Annotated in this window: 17 protein-coding genes; 7 read left to right on the plus strand and 10 right to left on the minus strand. The window is 74.0% G+C overall.

All coding sequences use genetic code 11. From position 1 onward, the window contains the following. Positions 1–57 precede the first annotated feature (57 nt). From ACR68M_RS10755 to ACR68M_RS10765, 3 genes are all read left to right on the plus strand, one after another. Positions 58–4,383 carry a hypothetical protein gene (locus ACR68M_RS10755; protein ID WP_441250224.1) on the plus strand — a complete coding sequence of 1,442 codons (4,326 nt, stop codon included), beginning with the start codon at positions 58–60 and terminating at the stop codon, positions 4,381–4,383. Between the two features lie 108 nt (positions 4,384–4,491). Next, the gene (locus tag ACR68M_RS10760; protein WP_441250225.1) at positions 4,492–5,421 is read left to right on the plus strand and encodes a cellulose-binding protein; all 930 of its coding nucleotides are present in this window, start codon (positions 4,492–4,494) and stop codon (positions 5,419–5,421) included. Between the two features lie 201 nt (positions 5,422–5,622). Continuing rightward, positions 5,623–6,909 carry an esterase-like activity of phytase family protein gene (locus tag ACR68M_RS10765; RefSeq protein WP_441250226.1) on the plus strand — a complete coding sequence of 429 codons (1,287 nt, stop codon included), beginning with the start codon at positions 5,623–5,625 and terminating at the stop codon, positions 6,907–6,909. Between the two features lie 58 nt (positions 6,910–6,967). On the opposite strand, the gene ACR68M_RS10770 is transcribed toward ACR68M_RS10765, so the two are convergent. Beyond that, positions 6,968–7,756, minus strand: coding sequence for an alpha/beta fold hydrolase (locus ACR68M_RS10770; protein ID WP_441250227.1), 789 nt, complete (start codon positions 7,754–7,756; stop codon positions 6,968–6,970). A gap of 92 nt (positions 7,757–7,848) precedes the next feature. On the opposite strand from ACR68M_RS10770, the gene ACR68M_RS10775 reads away from it, so the two are divergent. Together ACR68M_RS10775 and ACR68M_RS10780 are read left to right on the plus strand one after the other, a co-directional pair. After that, positions 7,849–8,850, plus strand: coding sequence for an ABC transporter ATP-binding protein (locus ACR68M_RS10775; protein WP_441250228.1), 1,002 nt, complete (start codon positions 7,849–7,851; stop codon positions 8,848–8,850). 1 nt (position 8,851) lies between these two features. Next, the gene (locus ACR68M_RS10780; RefSeq protein ID WP_441250229.1) at positions 8,852–9,619 is read left to right on the plus strand and encodes an ABC transporter permease subunit; all 768 of its coding nucleotides are present in this window, start codon (positions 8,852–8,854) and stop codon (positions 9,617–9,619) included. 12 nt (positions 9,620–9,631) lie between these two features. Here the strand turns inward: ACR68M_RS10780 and ACR68M_RS10785 are convergent, their stop codons facing one another. After that, positions 9,632–9,973, minus strand: coding sequence for an ATP/GTP-binding protein (locus ACR68M_RS10785; RefSeq protein ID WP_441250230.1), 342 nt, complete (start codon positions 9,971–9,973; stop codon positions 9,632–9,634). A 327-nt stretch (positions 9,974–10,300) separates the two neighbouring features. On the opposite strand from ACR68M_RS10785, the gene ACR68M_RS10790 reads away from it, so the two are divergent. Continuing rightward, positions 10,301–11,428 carry an LLM class flavin-dependent oxidoreductase gene (locus ACR68M_RS10790; RefSeq protein ID WP_441251574.1) on the plus strand — a complete coding sequence of 376 codons (1,128 nt, stop codon included), beginning with the start codon at positions 10,301–10,303 and terminating at the stop codon, positions 11,426–11,428. An 87-nt stretch (positions 11,429–11,515) separates the two neighbouring features. On the opposite strand, the gene ACR68M_RS10795 is transcribed toward ACR68M_RS10790, so the two are convergent. Continuing rightward, a complete protein-coding gene (locus ACR68M_RS10795; protein ID WP_441250231.1) occupies positions 11,516–11,908 on the minus strand; it encodes an SCO5389 family protein in 393 nt (130 codons plus the stop codon). A 542-nt stretch (positions 11,909–12,450) separates the two neighbouring features. On the opposite strand from ACR68M_RS10795, the gene nucS reads away from it, so the two are divergent. After that, the gene (gene nucS / locus ACR68M_RS10800; RefSeq protein WP_441250232.1) at positions 12,451–13,110 is read left to right on the plus strand and encodes an endonuclease NucS; all 660 of its coding nucleotides are present in this window, start codon (positions 12,451–12,453) and stop codon (positions 13,108–13,110) included. 22 nt (positions 13,111–13,132) lie between these two features. Here nucS and ACR68M_RS10805 read toward each other — a convergent pair whose 3' ends face one another. The 7 genes from ACR68M_RS10805 to ACR68M_RS10835 form a co-directional block, all read right to left on the minus strand. Beyond that, on the minus strand, positions 13,133–15,331 hold the full coding sequence (locus tag ACR68M_RS10805; RefSeq protein WP_441250233.1) for an ATP-binding protein: 2,199 nt from the start codon (positions 15,329–15,331) through the stop codon (positions 13,133–13,135). 77 nt (positions 15,332–15,408) lie between these two features. Next, on the minus strand, positions 15,409–15,795 hold the full coding sequence (locus ACR68M_RS10810) for an STAS domain-containing protein (protein WP_441250234.1): 387 nt from the start codon (positions 15,793–15,795) through the stop codon (positions 15,409–15,411). A 286-nt stretch (positions 15,796–16,081) separates the two neighbouring features. Beyond that, a complete protein-coding gene (locus ACR68M_RS10815; protein ID WP_441250235.1) occupies positions 16,082–16,948 on the minus strand; it encodes a 3-hydroxyacyl-CoA dehydrogenase family protein in 867 nt (288 codons plus the stop codon). Positions 16,949–17,103: 155 nt separating this feature from the next. Continuing rightward, a complete protein-coding gene (locus ACR68M_RS10820) occupies positions 17,104–17,763 on the minus strand; it encodes a response regulator (protein ID WP_441250236.1) in 660 nt (219 codons plus the stop codon). Continuing rightward, on the minus strand, positions 17,760–18,980 hold the full coding sequence (locus tag ACR68M_RS10825) for a sensor histidine kinase (protein WP_441250237.1): 1,221 nt from the start codon (positions 18,978–18,980) through the stop codon (positions 17,760–17,762). Before ACR68M_RS10825 ends, ACR68M_RS10820 begins: the two co-directional genes overlap by 4 nt. A gap of 22 nt (positions 18,981–19,002) precedes the next feature. Beyond that, complete coding sequence (locus ACR68M_RS10830; RefSeq protein WP_441250238.1) at positions 19,003–19,281, minus strand: hypothetical protein; 279 nt, start codon at positions 19,279–19,281, stop codon at positions 19,003–19,005. Between the two features lie 52 nt (positions 19,282–19,333). Then, on the minus strand, positions 19,334–19,906 hold the full coding sequence (locus tag ACR68M_RS10835) for a cob(I)yrinic acid a,c-diamide adenosyltransferase (RefSeq protein ID WP_441250239.1): 573 nt from the start codon (positions 19,904–19,906) through the stop codon (positions 19,334–19,336). Positions 19,907–19,910 lie beyond the last annotated feature (4 nt).

Consider the following 19,910-nt stretch of genomic DNA (forward strand, 5'->3'; position numbering starts at 1 on the left):
ACGGGGTGCCGGGCGGCGTGGTCGAGGACGCGACCAGGAGATGGATGGGACCGCGGAGTGCGGGGCAACGACCGCTACGAGGGTGAAGACCACCTCTCCCAGTTCGAGGCCGAGCTCGATCGGACTCGCAAGGAGCGGGACAAGTCCGTCGAGCATGCCGAGGACCTCGCCTACCAGGTGGAGGTGCTCCGGGCCAAGCTGCACGAATCCCGTCGGCAGCTCGCCCAGCCGCGCGCCTTCGACTCCGTCTCCGGCCAGGCCGAGCAGGTGCTCCGCAACGCCGAGATGCAGGCCGAGGCGCTGCGCGCCGACGCCGAACGCCAGCTCCGCGACTCGCAGGCCGCCACTCAGCGCATCCTCGCCGAGGCCGCCGAACGCACCGCCCGGCTGGAGAGCGAGTTCGCCGCCCGCCGCCGCCAGCTCGACGACGAGCTCGCCGAGCTGCGCCGCAACGCCGAACGGCACGTCAACGAGAACGTCTCCTGGGCCGAGCAGACCCGGGCTGGCACCGAACAGGAGGCCCAGCGCCTCCTCCAGGACTCCCGCGCCGAGGCCGACCGGCTGATCGCCGCCGCCCGCGCCGAGGCCGTCGCCCTCGCCGACCAGGCCCGCGCCCAGACCGCCGCCGACGTCGACGCCGCCCGCGGCGAGGCGCACGCCCAGGCCGAGGCCGCCCTCCAGCGCGCCCAGAACGACGCCGAGCGCCTGCTGCGCGCCGCCAGCGAGCAGGCCCAGCAGGCCGTGGGCCAGGCCGAGGAACTGCGCGGCACCGCCGCCAACGAGGCCCAGCAGCAGCTCGCGGGCGCCCAGGCCGCCGCCGAGCAGCAGCTCGCCGCCGCCCGCGCCGAGATCGACCACGTCAAGCAGCAGGCCGCCGAGGACCAGGCCCGCGCCGCCGAGGCCCTCGCCCGCGCCCAGGCCGAGATAGACCGGCTGCGCGCCGAGGCGCTGGCCGAGGCCGAGCGGGCCCGGCAGGAGGCCGCCGAGCTGCGCGCCCAGGCCGAGGCCGCCGCCGAGCAGCTCCAGGCCGACGCGGAGGCCGCCGTCGAGCGCCTGGTCGCCGACGGCGCGGCCGCCAGCGACCAGCGCTCGCAGACCGCCCGCGCCGAGATCGCCAAGATGGTCGCCGCCGCGACCAAGGAGACCGAGCGGATCAAGGGCGAGGCCGCCAACGCCAAGGCCGAGGCGGACGCCGCCCGCGCCGCCGCCGCCGAGGAGAGCGAGCGTCTGCGCAGCGCTGCCGAGAGCGTCGCCACCCAGCTGCGCACCGAGGCCGAGACGGCGATCGCCGAGCTGCGCGCCGAGACCGAACGCGAGCTGGCCGAGCTGCGCGCCCAGGCCGAGGCCGCCGCCGAGTCGCTCCGTACGGAGGCCCGCGAGCACGGCCGGGCCGAGGGCGCCAAGGACGCCACCGTGCACCTCGCCAAGGCCGCCAAGCAGGCCGAGGAGGTGCTCGGCCGGGCCGACCAGGACGCCACCAGCACCGTCGTCGGCGCCGCCGCCGAGGCCGAGCGCATCCGCGCCGAGGCCACCGCCGAGGTCGAGCGGCTGCGCGAGCAGGCCCAGGCTGCCGTCGAGCAGGCCCAGAACGCCGCCCTGGACGACGCCGCGGGCATCCGCGCACAGGTCGAGCGGATGCAGGACGAGGCCGCCCAGCTGCGCGCCGAGGCCGAGGAGCTGCGCGCCCAGGCCGCCGCCGACGCCGAGCGCGTCCGCAGCGAGGCCCGCCGCCAGGCCGTCGCCCAGATCGAGGAGTCGGCGAAGAACGCCGAGGAGCTGCTCACCAAGGCCAAGTCCGACGCGGACGAGCTGCGGGCCGGCGCCTCCGCCGAGGTCGAGCGGCTGCGCCAGCACGCCAAGGCCCAGGCCGTCGAGGTCCAGGGCCGGGCCGAGCAGACCCTCACCCGGGCCCGCACCGAGGCCGAGAAGCTCACCGGCACCGCCGAACGGCAGGGCCAGGAGGCGCTGGCCGCCGCCAAGGCGGCAGCCGCCGAGAACCGCGCCGCCGCCGAGCGCGAGACCGCCGAGCTGCGCCGCGAGGCCACCGACTTCGACCAGCGCGTCCGGGCCGAGGCCCAGGCCGCCGCCGAGGCCGCCGCACTCCAGGCCGAGCAGGACGCCGAGGCACTCCTGGCGGAGGCCGAGACCGCCGCCCGCGCCGTCGCGGCGGAGGCCCAGAACTGGGCCGCCGCCCACCGCACCGAGGCAGAGGAGTGGGCCCGCCGCGAACGCGGCGAGGCCGAGACCGCCGCCGTCGCCCTGCGCGAGGAGAGCCGCCGCGAGCACGAGGAGGCCGCCGCCGGGCTGCTCCGCGAGCGCACCGAGACCACCGAGCTGCTCGCCGCCGCCAAGGCCGCCCAGGAGAGCGCCGAGGCGCAGGCCGCCGAGCTGACGGAGCGTACGGCGGCCGAGACCGCCGCCGTGCGGGCCGAGGCCGACCAGGCCCTGGAGACCGCCCGGACGAGCGCCGAGGCGCAGCTGACCGAGGCGGCGGAGGCCGCCGAGGCGCTGCGGGCCGAGGGCGCGCAGGAGCTGGCACAGGCCCAGGAGCTGGCCGCCGAGACCCTGCGGGAGAGCACCGAGCTGCGGGCCGCCGCCGAGGCGGAGACCGCCGGGCTGCGGGCCGAGGCGCAGGCGTACGACACCGAGCTGCGCGCCACCGCCGAGCTGGCTGCCGCCGAGGCCGGTGAGCTGGCCGAGCGCCGCGCGGCCGAGCTGCTGGCCGCTGCCGAGGACGAGGCCGCCGAGACCCGCCAGTCCGTCGCCGGGCTGCACGAGGCCGCCTCCCAGCAGATCGCCGAGCTGCGGGCCACCGCCGACCGCGAGACGGCCGAGCTGCGGGCCCTGGCCGAGACCGAGACCGCCGAGCTGCGGGCCGCCGCGCAGGCGTACGACACCGAGCTGCGGGCCCTGACCGACCGGGAGACGGCCGAGCAGCGGGCCGCCGTCGAGGCGGAGACCGCCGAGCTGCGTGAGCGGACGGACGCCGAGCTGGCCGCCGACCGGGAGAGCGCTGCCGCCGAGATCGCGCAGCAGCGGGCCGAGGCCCAGGCGTACGACGCCGAGCTGCGGGCCGGCGCCGAGGCGGAGCTGCTGGGTGCCCAGGAGGCCGCCGAGCAGCTGCGTGCCCAGGCACAGGCGCAGGCCCGGCAGGCCGTCGCGGAGGCGGACGAACGGGCATCGGCCACGGTCGCGGAGGCGGAGGAGTTCGCCGCCGCGCTGCGCGCCGAGGCGGAGGAGTACGCGCTCGCCACCCGGCACCTCGCCGAGGAGTACGAGGCCGACGCCCGTGGCCGGGCCGACGCGTTCGACCGGGAGACCCGCGAGGCCGCCGAGCAGTTCGACAAGGCGACCCGCGAGCAGGCCAAGTCGGTGCTGGAGAAGGCGTTCGCGGACGCCGAGTCGCTCGGCGAGGACGCCCAGACGACGGCGCTGGCCACCACGGCCGCGGCCGAGGAGCAGGCCGACGCGATGGTGTCGGCGGCCCGCAAGGAGGCCGAGCGGCTGGTCGCGGCGGGCGAGGCCGCCGGGCAGGCCGAGGTCGAGCGGGCCCGTGCGGACGCGGACGCGCTGCTCTCCGAGGCCCGCCGGGACGCGACGGCCGTGCGGGAGCGCGCGGAGGAGCTGCGGGAGCGGACGGACGCCGAGATCGAGGCGCTGCACGAGCGGGCCCGCAAGGAGAACGCGCAGGCCATGAAGTCGGCCGGCGAGCGCGTCGACACGCTGGTGACGGCCGCTCAGGAGCAGCTCACCGAGGCCGAGACGCAGGCGCTCGCTGCTGTCACGGAGGCCGAGGAGCGGGCCGAGGCGCTGGTCACGGCGGCTCAGGAGCGGGCGAACGAGCTGACGTCGGAGGCTTCGGCGGAGGCGAGCAAGGTCCGGATCTCGGCCGTGCGCAAGGCCGAGGGGCTGCTCAAGGGCGCCGAGCAGAAGCTCGCCGACTCGACGGCCAAGGCCGAGCAGCTGCAGGGGGAGGCCGAGGCCGCGCTGAAGGCCGCGCAGGACGAGGCCGAGGAGCAGATCGAGGCGGCGGCCGAGGAGGCCGCGAAGCGGCTGGGCAAGGCCGACGACGGTGCGCGGGAGCAGCTGCGGCTGGCCGAGGAGGAGGCCGAGCGGTTGCTCGCCGAGGCCAAGGCCGAGGCGCAGCGCGTGACCGACGAGGGCCGTCGGGAGTTGGACGAACTGGTCCGCCGGCGCAAGGACATCAACACGGAGATCTCCCGGGTGCAGGACGTCCTGTCCGCCCTGGAGGCCTTCGAGGCGCCGTCACCGGCCGCGCAGACCAACGGGGGAAACAGCAGGGCGAATGCGCCGAAGGCCGGAGCCGGGGCGGGCTCACCACGATCGGGTGGTAATCGCTCCGGTGGCGCACCACCCGATTGAGCGGACATTGTCCGCGAAGCATCGGCATTTCGCCGATGACACTCCGGTAACGTGTCAGGATTCCCTCAACCACCCCAAGCGGTCTGACGACAGGAAGCCCAGAACCCCATGAGCGACAGTCACTCCATTCACGGCTTCGACCTGGTGCGCCGTGGGTACGAGCGTGCCCAGGTCGACGAGCGGATCACCAAGCTGGTGGCCGACCGTGACAGCGCGTTGTCCCGGATCGGTGCGCTGGAGAAGCGCATCGAGGAGCTGCACCTGGAGACCCAGAGCGCCCAGGCGCAGGTCACCGAGTCCGAGCCCTCGTACGCCGGTCTCGGTGCCCGGGTGGAGAAGATCCTCCGGCTTGCCGAGGAGGAGGCCGCCGACCTGCGCAACGAGGCGCACCGCGCCGCCGAGCAGCACCGCGAGCTGGCCGAGGCGGCCTCGCAGCAGGTCCGCACCGAGGCGGAGAACTACGCCAAGGACCGCAAGGCCAAGGCCGAGGACGAGGGTCTGCGGATCGTCGACAAGGCGAAGAGCGACAGCGCCCAGCTGCGCGCCGAGGCCAACAAGGACGCCCAGACCAAGCGCGAGGAGGCGGACGCCCTCTTCGAGGAGACCCGCACCAAGGCCGCCCAGGCCGCGCTGGAGTTCGAGACCAACCTCGCCAAGCGCCGCGAGCAGTCCGAGCGTGATCTGGCCGCCCGTCAGGCCAAGGCCGAGAAGCGCCTCGCCGAGATCGAGCACCGCGCCGAGCAGCTCCGTCTGGAGGCCGAGAAGCTCCGCACGGACGCCGAGCGCCGCGCCCGCCAGACGGTCGAGACGGCCCAGCGCCAGTCCGAGGACATCGTGGCGGACGCCAACGCCAAGGCCGACCGGATCCGCAGCGAGTCCGAGCGCGAGCTGGCGGCGCTGACCAACCGCCGCGACTCGATCAACGCCCAGCTCACCAACGTCCGCGAGATGCTGGCGACGCTCACCGGCGCGGCCGTGGCCGCCGCCTCGCTGCCGACCGACGACACCATGGGTGTCCCGGCGCAGCAGTCCCGCTGAACCGCCGGCTGAACCGCTAGGTAAGACACCAGGGGCGCGGGGAACTGCGCGAAACCGGAAGAGTGCAGGCCCGCACCTTCCGCGCTCGCGCAGTTCCCCGCGCCCCTTGCTGCTGCAACCCACTCTGTTCACCGGACAGTTCACTGCTCTTCAGTCCGAAGCCGCCCACTGCCCGACCCCCAGGGTCGAGGCTGTGTGCCCATGCGACTCTCCCGTCTGACCGCGCTCGCCGCCGTTGCAGCGCTCACCGCCCTCGCCGCCCCGACCGCCATGGCTGCTGACGCCCCGCAGCACGACGGCTCCTGGACGTACGCGAACCCGGCCCCGATCGGGGGCGGCCTCGCGCTCGGCGGCTTCAGCGACCTCTACCCGGCCGACGACTCCGGCAAGGTCTTCTGGACCATCACCGACCGCGGCCCGAACGCCGACGCGCCGACTGACAATGACAAGATCTTCCTGAAGCCCGACTACACCCCGCAGATCCTCAAGATCCGCCTCGGCAAGGGCGGCGCCGTCGAGGTGCTCAAGCGCCTGCCGCTGCGCGTCCCCAAGGGGCAGCAGGACCCGGTCACCGGCACCCGCTACCTGACCGGCCTGCCGCCCGCCTCGCTGACCGGCGAGCGCCCGGTGGACAGCACGGGCAAGGTGCTGCCGAACGACCCGTACGGGGTCGACAGCGAGGGCCTGGTGCGGGCGCCCGACGGCTCGTTCTGGGTGAGCAGCGAGTACGGCTCCTCGGTGCTGCACTTCTCCGCGCAGGGCGTGCTGAAGACGGTGCTCGTCCCGGCCGGGTCCACCTTCGACGCGCCGGGCGCCCAGGTGCTGAAGATCCTGCCCGCGATCGAGAGCAAGCAGAAGAACAACAAGGGCCTGGAGGGCCTGACCATCTCGGCCGACGGCCGCACCCTCTACGCCGCCCAGCAGACCTCGCTCGCCAACCCGGACTCCAAGACCGCCAAGAAGTCCCGGGTGCAGCGGATCTTCCGGATCGACATCAGCCGCACGCCCGCCGTGACCGGCGAGTTCGCCGGCATCCGGGAGGCCGACTCGGCCACCGACGGCGGGTGGAGCACCTCGACGATCAGCTGGCTGGGCACCGACCGCCTGCTGGTCGAGGAGCGGGACGCCGCCAGGCCGACCGCGCACACGCAGTTCTTCGAGGTCGACCTGCACAAGGCGACCAACCTGCTCGGCACCAAGTGGGACGACCCGGCCACCTCCCCGACCCTGGAGCAGGACGCCTCCGCCGTCACCCCCGGCGCCAAGCGGCTGGTCTTCGACGCGGCCGCCGCAGGCCTGTCGAACGGCAAGGTCGAGGGCCTCGCCGTCCGCAACGCCAAGCACGGCCAGGTCCAGCTGACGCTGGTCAACGACAACGACTTCGGCGTCGACGGCTTCGCGAACGGCGCCGTCGTCCCCAACAACGCCCCGACCCGCATCGACCAGTACACCCTCCCGGCCGGCACGGTCACCCTCGACCGCCACTGATCCGAGCTCGCCCCACTTGCACCGGCGGGGGCCCTCCCCGCACCCCCGCCGGTGTGCGTCAGACCCGCCGCAGCAGCGCCCTGACCGCCGCGTTGAAGCTCTCCGGCGCCTCCAACGAGCTCAGGTGGCCCACGCTCGGGATGACGGTGAGTTCGGCGTCCTGCAGGGCGTCGGCCATCAGCACGGCCTCGCTCAGCGGGGTGACCGAGTCGGCCTCGCCGACGACGACCGCAGCGGGCACGTCGAGCCCGGCCAGGACGTCCAGCGAATCCGGCCGGAGAGCCATCGCGCGCTGCGCCCAGGCGACCGCCTCCGGGGTGGCCTCGCCGATCAGCTCGCGGACGTACGCCGTCAGCTCCGGCATGGTGGCCGGGCCGAGCAGGGCCTCCGCGAGCTTCTCCTCCCGCAGCAGCGCCACGCTGCTGCGGGCCAGCACCGCAGCGGCGATCCGCTCCCGGTTGGCGCGTGCCGGCTCCAGGTCGGCGGTGGCCTTGGTGCTGGCCAGCAGCAGCCCGGCGATCCGCTCGGGGTGGCGGCGGGCGAAGGCCATCGCCACGTACCCGCCCATCGACAGGCCGCCGATCACCGCCCGTTCCAGCTCCAGCCCGTCCAGCAGCCGGGCCAGGTCGTCGGCGACGAGATCGAGCGAGGGCTCCTCGCCGCCGAGCGCCGCCAAGCCGAAGCCGCGCTGGTCGGGCGTGATCACCCGGGCTTCGTGGCCTGCCGCCCCGGGGATCACCTCCCGTTGGGCGTCCCACATCCGGGACGAGAGCGGAAAGGCGTGCAGCAGGACGAGCGGGGTGCCGGAGCCACTCTCGCGAAGGCCCGGCGCAGGGGGGAAGGTCATGCGACAACCGTAGAGCGGCACGCCCGCCGGTCGTAACCAGCGCGCCCTTATGTCTGACTTGTCATAATCTGACGGAGAGTGAGGGAGACCAGATGATCGAGCTGCACGAGCTGACCAAACGCTACGGCGACACGCTGGCCGTCGACGGGCTGAGCTTCCAGGTGCCCCAGGGCGTGGTGACAGGCTTCCTCGGGCCGAACGGCGCCGGCAAGTCCACCACCATGCGCATGATCCTCGACCTCGACCGGCCCACCAGCGGCCGCGTCACCATCGACGGCAGACGGTACGGGCAGCTCAGCGAGCCGCTCAAGTACATCGGCGCACTGCTGGAGGCCAAGGCCGTCCACCCGGGCCGCACCGCCTACGACCACCTGCTCTGGCTCGCCCAGAGCAACCGCATCCCCCGCCGCCGGGTCGACGAGGTGCTCTCCCTGGTCGGGCTCACCTCCGTCGCCCGCAAACGCTCGCGCGGCTTCTCGCTCGGCATGGGCCAGCGCCTCGGCATCGCCTCCGCCCTGCTCGGCGACCCCGAGATCCTGATGTTCGACGAGCCCGTCAACGGGCTCGACCCCGAGGGCATCCTGTGGATCCGCAACCTGATGAAGGGTCTGGCCTCCGAGGGCCGCACCGTCTTCGTCTCCTCGCACCTGATGAGCGAGATGGCGCTGACCGCCGACCACCTGGTCGTGATCGGCAAGGGCCGGTTGCTCTCCAACCTGCCGATGGCCGAATTCATCAAGCAGAACTCGCGCTCCGCCGTCCGCGTCCGCACCCCGCACGTCGAACAGCTGCTCACCGCCCTGCACGGCGTCGGCCTGCGCGGCGATCCGGGCCCGGACGGCAGCTACGAGATCGAGGACGGCGACCTCGTCCACATCGGCGAGCTGGCCGCCCAGCACGGCATCACGCTGCACGAGCTGAGCCCCCAGCAGGCCTCGCTGGAGGAGGCGTTCATGCAGATGACGGCCGACTCGGTGGAGTACCACGCCGGGGACGGCGAGGGCCGCGACGCGGCCGGGGCCTGGGGCGCGGCCTGGCACCCCCAGGCCGCGCACCACGCCCCGCACCAGGCCGGCCAGAGCGAGGAGAACTGAGATGGCGTCCTTCCCCGCAGTCCTCCAGTCCGAGTGGACGAAGGTCCGCAGCGTCCGCTCCACGATCTGGACGCTCGCCCTCACCTTCGTGGTGACGCTCGGCCTCGGCGCCCTGCTCTCGCTGCTGACCAACAACAACTTCAAGGACTTCGCCGGCGACCGCGCGACGCCGTTCGACGCGACCGGCACGGCCTTCTCCGGCATCATGCTCGGCGAGCTGGCCATCATCGTCTTCGGCGTGCTGGCGGTCGGCAACGAGTACAGCACCGGCATGATCCGGGTCTCGCTCGCCGCCGTCCCGCAGCGCACCACCCTGCTCGCGGGCAAGGCCGTCGTGCTCGGCGCGCTGGCGCTGGCCGTCTCGCTGGTGACCGCGTTCGTGACGTTCTTCGTCGGCCAGTCGCTGCTCGGCGACCACTCCACCACCATCGGCTCGCCGAACGTCCTGCGGGCGGTCTTCGGAGCCGCGCTCTACCTGACCCTGCTCTGCCTCTTCTCGGCGGGCGTGACGGCGATGCTGCACAACCAGACGCTCGCGCTCGGCGTGCTCGTCCCGTTCTTCTTCCTGCTCTCGCCGATCCTCTCGGCGGTGCCGAAGGTCAAGACCCTGGCCCACTACTTCCCCGACTACGCCGGCTCCCGGATGCTCCTCGTCTACGAGCAGTCCAACCAGCCGTACGGCCCCTGGCAGGGCCTCCTCATCTGCCTCGCCTGGACGCTGGCCGCCCTCGCGGGCGGAGCAGCCATCCTGCGCAAGCGCGACGCCTAGACCCAGCGGGCGTCAGTAGCGCGGTGCGCCGCGCCCCCGCTGGATGTTCGAGCCACGGCGCTCCCGCGCCGCCCAGCAGGCGCGGTGCCAGTGCCGCCGGTCGTCGACGCCCGCGCCGTGGCTGGGCCAGGCGACGAGGTGGCCGACGCCGGGCGGGATCTCCTGGTCGCAGCCGGGGCAGCGGTAGTGGCGGCCCCCGGTGCCGGCCACCGTCTGGACGACCCACTCCTCGCCCCGGTAGTCCTCCGTCCGCCGCAGCGACCCGCCCAGCGGCGTGGTCGGGCTCTCCCGCTGGTCGGCGCTGCTGCCTCGATCCGGGCTCTGGTTACGGCTCTGGTTACGGCGGGGCGACACGTCAACTACCTTTCGGCGGGCGGGCGGTCTCCTCAGGGTACGGCGCGTACAGTCGGAACCGGTGCCGCTACCACAGGTGTGCCGAGGGGTCGGTGGTTTCCCCCGAGATCCACCCGATCTTCGACGAGTTTCGGCAATCCGCGTGCCATTGGCACATGACATCGGTTACTCACGAGGTGACAAGGCGGGGCTCGCAGACCCTGCGGCACCCGAGGAGGCCACCCGATGACCAAGACCAGCCCCCCGCCCGGCACCCAACTGCCGGTCGGAGCTGCCCGCAGAACCTCCCCCGAACCCCTCGTCGGCCGGCCCTCGGCCACCGACACGATCCGGGTCGGGGCCTTCCTGCTGTCCGCCCAGTTCCCCGGGCAGAGCCACGCCGAGGCCCTGGAGCGCACCGTCGGGGCCGCCGACACGGCCGAACGCTCCGGCCTGGACAGCGTCTGGCTCGCGGAGCACCACTTCGTCCCGTACGGGGTCTGCCCCAACGCCGCGACGCTCGCCGCACTGCTGCTCGGCCGCACCCGGCGGATCGGCGTCGGCACGGCGGTGAGCGTGCTCTCCAGCGCGCACCCCGTCACCCTCGGCGAGCAGGCCGCGCTGCTGCACCTGACCTCGGGCGGCCGGTTCACCCTCGGCGTCGGCCGGGGCGGGCCGTGGGTCGACCTCGCGGTGTTCGGCGGCGGGGCGGCCGCGTACGACGAGGGCTTCCCCGAGCGGCTCGACCTGCTGCTGCGCTGGCTGCGCGGCTCCCGGGTCGGCGCCCAGGGCCCACAGTTCAGCTTCCCCGAGGTCGCCGTGGTGCCGAGGGCCACCGAACCCGCCCGGCGCAGCGACCTGACCGGCTGGCTCGGCCTGGAGCGCGAGCCCGGCACCACCCTGCGCTTCCCCCGCCAGCGGCGGGACGACTCCCCGCAGCCCGACCGGGGCGGCCCGCCGATGGTCGTCGCCTGCACCTCCCCCGGCGGCGTGCGGCTGGCCGCCGAGCGCGGCCTCCCGATGCTGCTCGGCATGCACTCGGGGGACGAGGACAAACAGCAGATGCTGGCCGCCTACCGCACCGCCTGGCGGGCCTGCGGGCGCGGCGAGGAGCAGCTCGCGCAGACCGAGCGGCTGCACGTCGCCGCCGGGGTGGCCCAGGTGGAGGACTGCCGGTCGGACGCGCGCTCGGCGCTGCTGCGGGCGATGCCGGGCTGGTTCGAGTACGGGCTCGGCGCCCACCGCACGGTCGACGGCCGGGAGCGGCGGATGCGCGACCCGCACGAGTACACCGAGCTGCTCTGCGACCTGCACCCCGTCGGCACCCCGAAGCAGTGCGCCGACCGCCTGCTGGCCACCGCCGAGCGGACCGGCATCCGCCGGTTCGCGCTGCTCCCCGAGGGCTCCGGCGACCACGCGACGACGATGCACAACATCGCCCGGCTCGGCGGCGAGGTGCTCCCCCAGCTGTCCTGACGCAGCTCTCCTGACACAGCTCTCCTGACACACAGCCAGGGGCGCGGGGCTTGTGAGCCCCGCGCCCCTGGACCGTACGTGGCTGCGTCAGCAGTCCCGCAGCTCGTCCGACTGGTTCAGCAGCTGGGCCCGGACGGACGTGAAGCGGCGGTAGTGGTCGTCGGTCACCTCGGAGGGCGTGAACACGGCGACCCGGTGGCAGTTCTGGAACGCCAGCCGGACGCCGAAGTGCCGCTGCAGGGCACCCCGGATCGCGTCGCTGGCCATCGCGCGCAGCAGCTGGCCACGGGCCTGCTCGCTGGGCGGCGGTACCTGGTTGTCGGCGAAATCGGTGCCGTCGACCTTGAGCTGGGCGACGAGGGAGCTGACCAGCTCCCAGGCGTAGGGCAGGGAGGTGCGGACGCAGTCGACGAACTCCCTCTCGTCGACCTCTCCTCTCTCGGCCTTCTCCAGCAGGGCCGGTGAGACGTCGAGCGACATGGGTTCTCCTCTCGCGGTCCACCCCGGCGCGGCCCGCCGGGGTGGTCGTGCGGTTCGGTGCGGATGGTGCCGTGCCATGCTCAAAGCCGTCTTGTGCGGGGCTCTGAGGCTCTGGAATCCGAAGCCTGAACAGTGCCGGCATACGAGTGGTGCGACGCCGTACGAGGTGAAATCCACGACACCGAGGGTGGGCGGGGCCGTGGTGGAGAGACGCAGGGGAGCTGCCTCGCGGCAGACACGGCGGTGGTCGCGGGTGGAGCGACGACCGCTCACCACAGCGTGACAGGCGATCCTCAGCCCGGCTGGAGAATCCCCCGGTTCACACCGGATTCACGGGCCGAACCGCCAGATTGGCCGGATCTCATCGGATCGTTCATCTCAGCTCCCCATCCCCGTAGGGTGGCACCGCCGCTCCGGCGGGCCGAGGTGCGGCGGGCGGGAGAGCGGGTCACCGTCCACCATGGTTCGCCGCCTCCCCGGGTTCTTCACCCGGCTGTCGCGGAATCGCATCAACTGGCCCCGGTGGGCTAGCGTGGTCGACCATGCGTCTCGTAGTTGCCCGTTGCTCCGTCGACTATGCCGGTCGGCTCTCCGCCCATCTCCCCTCCGCCACCCGGCTCATCCTGGTGAAGGCCGACGGGAGCGTCAGCATCCACGCCGACGACCGCGCCTACAAGCCGCTCAACTGGATGTCGCCGCCCTGCACGCTCAAGCAGGCGGACGGCACCTGGACGGTCACCAACAAGGCCGGCGAGAAGCTGATCATCACGCTGGAGGAGGTGCTGCACGACTCCTCCCACGAGCTCGGGGTCGACCCGGGTCTGGTCAAGGACGGCGTCGAGGCACACCTCCAGGAGCTGCTCGCCGACCGCATGGAGGTGCTCGGCACCGGCTGGTCGCTGATCCGCCGCGAGTACCCGACCGCGATCGGGCCGGTCGACATCCTCGGCCGGGACGCGGACGGCGCCACCGTCGCCGTGGAGATCAAGCGCCGTGGCGAGATCGACGGCGTCGAGCAGCTCACCCGCTACCTCGAACTCCTCAACCGCGACCCGCTGCTGGCCCCGGTCAAGGGCGTCTTCGCCGCCCAGGAGATCAAGCCGCAGGCGCGCGTCCTCGCCACCGACCGTGGCATCGGCTGCGTCGTCCTCGACTACGACGAGCTGCGCGGCATCGACGACGACAAGCTCAAGCTGTTCTAGGCCCGTCCGGCAGCGGCCAGCCCTAGGAGGCCGGCGGCGAGGAGGGCGGCTCCGTGGTCGGGGTCGGGTCCGCCGTGGGCGTCGGCGTGGGTGTCGGGGTCGGTGTCGGGGTGACCGTCGGGGTCGGCTTCGTGGTCGGCGTGTGCGTGGGTGTGGGGGTCGGCCTGGGAGCCGGGGGCTGCGAGGACTGCACCGGCGGCGTGGACGGCCCGGAGGTCGGCTCGGAGGCCGAGTCCGACGGCGTCGGGCGCCGCGTGGCGGGCCGGGTCGAGGTCGGGTCGTCGACCGTGGCGCCGTCCGTCGCACTCTCCGAGGCCGAGGCGGACGACGACGGGCCCGGCGCGGGGGCGGACGTGCCGTACGAGGGCGTGGACAGGCCGAGGCCACTGTCGCCGACGGGCTCCGCACTGCCGCCCGGCCGCACCGGGACGACGCCGCCCTGGGACGGCCCGGCGACGCTCAGACCGACGGCCGTGGCGAGCACGCCGAGGGCCAGCACGGCCCCTACGGCGGCCAGGGCGGCCTTCCGGCCCCTTACCGGCCCGGGAGTGGCCCGGTAGCGCCACGAGGCCTGCGCGATGGCCCGTATGACGGGCCGTCGGCCGGCCGGCGGCAGCTCCAGGACGGCGGGGCGGCCCGCGCGGGCACCGGCCAGCTCCAGCATCCGCCGCGCCGCCGCGACACCTCGCTCCTCCCCCTCGGCGACCCGCAGGGCGATGGCGGCCTCCAGCTCGGCGGTGGCCGCCTCGGGGTTGCGCAGGCAGAGCGCCAGGACGCCCAGCTCGTGCCGGAACCACGCCTCGTCGGCGGCCGAGCCGACCGACCGGGCGGCCGCCAGCCCGAGGCGCAGCGTCCGCTCCCAGGCCCCCCAGCGCAGCGAGAGGGCCAGCGCGGGCGCCGCCGCACGGGCCAGCCGCAGCACGGCGGCCGGGCGCCCGGCGGCCCGGTCGGCGAGCAGCGCACCGACGACGACCTCCGCCTCCGCCGCGACCTGCTCGATGCCGACCGAGGCGTGGCCGACCCACCAGGAGAGGTGCTGCGCCGCGCCGTACGCGATCTCGCCGGTCGGCCAGTGCGGGGCGAGGAGTTCGAGGACACCGGCGGTGAGGCGGTGGTGCCCGCCGTCGGAGACGGCGAGGCCGCAGTCGGCGAGCTCCTGGAGGGCGCTCTCGCCGTGGCCGACGTCGATCAGCGCGGGCAGGTGCGGGGCCGTGGGGCACTCGCCGCCGAGTGCCAGGGCGAGGCGCAGCACCGCCTGGGCGGGCTCGCTGAGGCCCTCGGCGAGGCGCCTGGCGGGGGCGGCGCTCTCGGCGACCGTGGGCAGCGGCACGGAGCGGCGCAGCTCGCCCTCCAGCACCGCCGGGTCCTCGGGCATCTCGATCTCCCGGGCGAGGCCGAAGACGCTGGTGCGGTCCTCCTGGGCGGCGACGAGGGCGTCCACCGCGATGTCGCGGTGCCGCAGCAGCGCCGCCGCCTGGACGAAGCGCAGCGGCAGCCCCTCGGACTCGAACCAGAGGTCGACCGCCCAGGCCCGCTCCGCCGGGTCGAGCTGACGGCCCGCCAGGCGGGCGGTCAGGGCGAGGCAGGCGGGGCGGGAGAGCCCGGCGACCGGGTGGTCCGTCAGCCGGGAGCCGAGCGCGAGCTGCGGGCTGTCGGGGGCGACGGCGAGCAGAAAGACGCAGCGGGGGGCGGTGGCGAGCAGTTCGTCCAGCTCGGGCCCGACGGGTTCGGTGTCGTCGATGGCGACGACGGCGGCGAGGTCGGCGAGCAGGCCGGGCAGGTCCTGCCGGTCGGGGCGCAGGCCGGGGGCGTGGTGGGTGGCGGCGAAGAGGTCCTGGAGCAGGTCGGCGGCCGTCCGCCGGTGCCCGCCCAGCCGGACGACGCCGTCCCGGGTCAGCTCTCCGGCGGCCTCGGCGACGGCGGTGAGCAGGGCGCTGCGGCCCGATCCGGCCTGCCCGACCAGCCTGACGGAGCGGCCCTCGGCGAGCAGTCCGAGCACCTGGGCGATGTCGGCCTCACGGTCCAGCAGCGCCGGGGCGCCCGACCTGTACCCGGCCGGTCCGCCGTCCGAACGGCGCGGCCGGGGCCGCCACTCGTCGGGGCAGGGCCGTGCCTCGGAGCCCTCGGGGCCGCCGACGGCGAGCAGCAGTTCGCCCACGACCGTCTCGCCGGTGCGCGGGCGAGTGCCCTCCTGCCGGAAGTCCCCGGATGGCTGTCCCATGGTCCGCTCCGCCCGTGCGTGCGCCGATTCCTGAGCGCAGACTCTCGCACACCCGGGGGAACGCCGTGCAGCAGGGGTTACCCGGCGACGAGCGGCAGGGTCGTTCCGTATGCGTCCGGCAGGCTCGCGCCGTACGCGTCGGGCAGGCTCGTCCCGTACGCGTCGGGGACGGTGCCCTCGACGGCGAGGATGCGGTGCAGGCGGGTGGCGACCAGCAGGCGCTGCAGCTGGGCGGGGACGGCCCGCAGGACGAGGCGGCGGCCGAGGCGGCCGGCCCGGCGGTGGGTGCCCATGATGACGCCGAGGCCGGTGGCGTCCCAGGACTCGAGGGCCGTGAGGTCGAGCACCAGATCGCCCTGGCCGCCGTCGACGGCGCGGTGCAGCGTGGTGCGCGCGTCGGCGGCGGTGCGCACGTCGAGGCGACCCTGGATGGCCAGACCACCGTGATCGCCGGTGATGCGCATGCTCTCCTCCTCCGCTTGCGGGTGACAGGGGCGGGCGGCCGGGGCTCCGTCCCGGGCGGGCGCGTCCGCGCCGCGCTCCGGGGGCCACACCGGGCGTCTCCCCCTACGTCTGACGGTGGACCAGCTGTGCAGGTTGCTGTTCCCCGGCAGATCTGAAGCAACTTCACTCGTCCGAGGGAATATACGCAGTCGGTCCCTGTATCTATGCTCGATTACCGCCCAAATCACCCGTCTGCGGGCAGCATCGTGAGCAAGCTCACCAGGCTGCCCGCAGCGGGCGTGGGGGTTACTTCCCGTACGGGTAGAAGCCCTGCCCGCTCTTCCGGCCGAGGTCGCCCGCGGTGACCATCCGGGCCATGATCTCGGGGGCGGCGAACTTCTCGTCCTGCGTCTCGGCGTAGATGTTGCGCGCGGCGTGCAGCAGGATGTCGACGCCGGTCAGGTCGGCGGTCTCCAGCGGGCCCATCGGGTGGCCGAAGCCGAGGCGGCAGGCGGTGTCGATGTCCTCGGCGCTTGCGACGCCGGTCTCGTAGAGCTTGGCGGCCTCGACGACCAGCGCGGTGATCAGGCGGGTGGTGACGAAGCCCGCGACGTCACGGTTGACGACCACGACCTCCTTGCCGACGCCCTCGGCGTACGCGCGGACGGTGGCCAGCGTCGCGTCGCTGGTCTTGTAGCCGCGCACCAGCTCGACCAGCTTCATCAGCGGGACGGGCGAGAAGAAGTGCACGCCGACGACGGACTCGGGCCGCGAAGTGGCGGCGGCGATCCGGGTGATCGGGATGGCGGAGGTGTTGGAGGCGAGCACCGCGCCGTCCTTGGCCAGCTTGTCGAGCTCGCGGAAGACGCTCTCCTTGACCTCCAGCTGCTCGAAGACCGCCTCGACCACGATGTCGGCCTCGGCGACGGCGCCCAGGTCGGTGGTGGTGGTGATCCGGCCGAGCGCAGCCTCGGCGTCCTCGGCCGTCAGCCTGCCCTTCGAGACGAACTTCTCGTACGACGCCCGGATGCCGTCCAGACCGCGCTGGAGCGCGGCGTCGGTGACGTCGCGCAGGATCACCGGGTGACCGGCCTGCGCCGAGACCTGGGCGATGCCTGCGCCCATCAGGCCCGCGCCGATCACGGCGATCCGCTGGGTGTTCGAGTTGCTCATGGCCTTGTCTCCCGTAGCCGTCCTGAAGGCGGCTCAGGGCAGGGATCACCCCCCGGAGCCGCGCCGCTCACGCGCCGGACTCTAACGCCCAGCAGCGCTCCGTGGTGTGATTGTGCGGTGTGATCTGCGCCCGGCCCTGCCTAGGCGCAGCCAGCTCACTCGTGTGCGACCAGCCCCAGGTCCTGGGCGAGGATCGCGGCCTGGACGCGGCTGCGCAGCTCCAGCTTCGCCAGGATGCGGCTCACGTGGGTCTTCGTGGTGGTCTCCGCCATCTCCAGCCGGTCGGCGATCTGACCGTTGCTGAGGCCGGCGCCCAGGCAGGCGAGGACTTCGCGCTCACGGGGCGTCAGGGCGTCGGCCGCCGCGCGTGCCTTGGGCTGGTCCGGGCGCTCGGGGCGGGCGAAGGTGTTGATCAGGCGCCGGGTGACGGACGGGGCGAGCATGCCCTCGCCCCGGGCGACGGTGCGGATGCCCTCGATCAGGGCGTCCGCCTCCAGGTCCTTGAGCAGGAAGCCCGCCGCACCGGCCCGGAGTGCGCCGTAGACGTACTCGTCGTGGTCGAAGGTGGTGAGCATCAGCACCTGCGAGGTGCCCTCGGCGACGATCTGCCGGGCCGCCGACACCCCGTCCATCCGGGGCATCTGAACGTCCATCAGCACCACGTCCGGCTGCAGCTCGGCCGCCAGCCGGACGGCCTGCTCGCCGTCCCCGGCCTCGCCGACCACGTCGAGCCCCGGCTCGGACCGCAGGATCATCACCAGCGCGGCCCGCACCGCCGCCTGGTCCTCCGCCACCAGCACCCTGACCGTCGTCATGCCCGTTCCCCCTCCCGTGCGAAGCTCATCGGCTTCGGCCCTGTCTCCTTCGGCTCGCGCGGCAGCTCCGCGCGCACCCGCCACCACTCGCCGTCCGCGCCCGCCTCGAAGCGGCCGCCGAGCAGCTCCGCCCGCTCCCCCATGCCGACCAGCCCGGCCCGCGCACCGGGCAGCCCGGTGCTGCCGCAGTCGCGGCGGGGGTTGTCCACCGCGATCTCCACCCGCTCCGGGTGGTACGTCACCCTCAGCCGGCAGAGCCCGGGGGCGGCGTGCTTGAGCGCGTTGGTCAGCGACTCCTGCACGATCCGGTACGCCGCCAGCTCGACCGGCGCGGGCAGGTCGCCGCGCTCCCCCTCCTCGGCCGCCTCGAAGCTAAGCCCGACCTCCTCGCCCGCCGCCGTCGCCTGGGCGAGCAGGGCGTCGAGCGCGTCCAGCCCGGGGGCCTCGTACGAGCTCTCGTCCCGGGCCCGGAGCAGGCCGATCATGCGGCGCATCTCGGCCAGCCCCTGCACGCTGTTCTCCCGGATCACCGCCATCGCCGCGAGCAGTGGGTCCGCCGGGTCGCGCTCCTGACGGCGGGCCAGCGACTGCGCGCCGGTGGCGTGGATGGCGATCGCGGAGAGGTGGTTGGCGACCACGTCGTGCAGTTCGCGGGCCATCCGCGCCCGCTCGGCGACGACCGCCTCGCGGCGGTCGAGCTCGGCCAGCAGCGCCGTCTGCTCGGCCCGCAGCCGCTCGGTGTCGGCCCGCTCGCGGTGCTCGCGCAGCAGGTCGGCCGTCCAGACCGGCGCGATGAAGACCAGCGCGGCGAAGCCGGCCACCAGCAGCGCCTGCGCGACGCTGGCGTACATCAGCGTGAGGGTGCTGAGCACCAGCGTGGTGGCGCCGCCGGTGAGGTGCAGCACCGTGGACATCCGCCGGGGGCCGTAGAGCACCCCGGCGTAGAGCAGGTCGGTGTACATCACCATGGTGGCGAGATTCGACCCGACGAACAGGTTCGCCGCGAAGAGCAGCCCGCCGACCGTCACCGTCCAGATGGTGCGGGTGCGCCGGAGCAGCTCCAGCCCGGCCACCCCGACCAGCGGCAGCACCTCCAGCCAGACCGGGGCGCTGCCCTTGGTGTAGGCCCCGAACGCGGTCAGCAGCAGCCCGGCGCCCAGCCCGGCCAGGGCGATGGTGCGGTCCTCCTGGCGCGGGCCGAGCCTGATCTTCTGCACCTGCGCCCCCCCTGGGTCCGTCTCAGTGCGCGTACGTGCGGTGTCTGCGCTCGGTCATCTTCTCAGCCACCACGCCGAGCACCGCGACCAGCGTCGCCCCCCAGACCACGCTGAAGATGATCCAGGCGAGCAGTGGCATCCCCTGGGAGGCGATCACGTACAGCCCGATCGAGGTGGCCAACAGCGTCACCAGGACGGGACGCGAGACGTTGAGCAGCCCGGTCATCAGGCCGCGCAGGCTCGGGCCGGGAGGGTTCGGGCCGGACGGGTTCGGACCGGAAGGGTTCTGTCGGAGCTCCACCGCGATCGCCTCCATCAGCTGCGGGGGTCGGTGCCTTCCATTCTCCGACCGGTCAGCGGTTCTCGCCCGGCACCCAGAGCACGTCGCCGCGCTCCTTGTTGGCGGCCCGCGCCAGGATGAAGAGCAGGTCCGACAGCCGGTTGAGGTACTTCGCGGTCAGCGGGTTGACGCTGTCGCCGTGCACCTCGATCGCCGCCCAGGTCGCCCGCTCGGCCCGCCGCACCACGGTGCACGCCAGGTGCAGGTACGCGGCGCCCGCCGTGCCGCCGGGGAGGATGAAGCTGCGCAGCTTCTCCAACTGCTCCAGGTAGTGGTCGCAGTCGCCCTCCAGCCGGTCGATGTACCCCTGGAGCACCCGCAGCGGCGGGTACTTCGGGTCCTCGACCACCGGCGTGGCCAGGTCGGCGCCCACGTCGAAGAGGTCGTTCTGAATCCGCGTCAGGACGGCGGAGACGTCCTCGGGCAGCGCCCCGGCGGCGATCGCGACGCCGATCGCCGCGTTCGCCTCGTTGGTGTCGGCGTAGGCGATCAGCCGCGGGTCCGTCTTGGTGGTGCGGCTCATGTCACCGAGCGCAGTGGTGCCGTCGTCGCCGGTACGGGTGTAGATGCGCGTGAGGTTGACCATGAGC

Origin of the sequence: Kitasatospora sp. McL0602 (genome assembly GCF_052076145.1) — a bacterium.
Classification (GTDB): Bacteria; Actinomycetota; Actinomycetes; order Streptomycetales; family Streptomycetaceae; genus Kitasatospora.

Bases quoted from the DNA above. Each gene is read 5' to 3' on its own strand.
- ACR68M_RS10760 (WP_441250225.1), top strand. From the start codon at position 4,492: ATGAGCGACAGTCACTCCATTCACGGCTTCGACCTGGTGCGCCGTGGG.
- ACR68M_RS10765 (WP_441250226.1), top strand. From the start codon at position 5,623: ATGCGACTCTCCCGTCTGACCGCGCTCGCCGCCGTTGCAGCGCTCACC.
- ACR68M_RS10770 (WP_441250227.1), bottom strand. From the start codon at position 7,756: ATGACCTTCCCCCCTGCGCCGGGCCTTCGCGAGAGTGGCTCCGGCACC.
- ACR68M_RS10775 (WP_441250228.1), top strand. From the start codon at position 7,849: ATGATCGAGCTGCACGAGCTGACCAAACGCTACGGCGACACGCTGGCC.
- ACR68M_RS10780 (WP_441250229.1), top strand. From the start codon at position 8,852: ATGGCGTCCTTCCCCGCAGTCCTCCAGTCCGAGTGGACGAAGGTCCGC.
- ACR68M_RS10795 (WP_441250231.1), bottom strand. From the start codon at position 11,908: ATGTCGCTCGACGTCTCACCGGCCCTGCTGGAGAAGGCCGAGAGAGGA.
- nucS (WP_441250232.1), top strand. From the start codon at position 12,451: ATGCGTCTCGTAGTTGCCCGTTGCTCCGTCGACTATGCCGGTCGGCTC.
- ACR68M_RS10805 (WP_441250233.1), bottom strand. From the start codon at position 15,331: ATGGGACAGCCATCCGGGGACTTCCGGCAGGAGGGCACTCGCCCGCGC.
- ACR68M_RS10810 (WP_441250234.1), bottom strand. From the start codon at position 15,795: ATGCGCATCACCGGCGATCACGGTGGTCTGGCCATCCAGGGTCGCCTC.
- ACR68M_RS10815 (WP_441250235.1), bottom strand. From the start codon at position 16,948: ATGAGCAACTCGAACACCCAGCGGATCGCCGTGATCGGCGCGGGCCTG.
- ACR68M_RS10820 (WP_441250236.1), bottom strand. From the start codon at position 17,763: ATGACGACGGTCAGGGTGCTGGTGGCGGAGGACCAGGCGGCGGTGCGG.
- ACR68M_RS10835 (WP_441250239.1), bottom strand. From the start codon at position 19,906: ATGGTCAACCTCACGCGCATCTACACCCGTACCGGCGACGACGGCACC.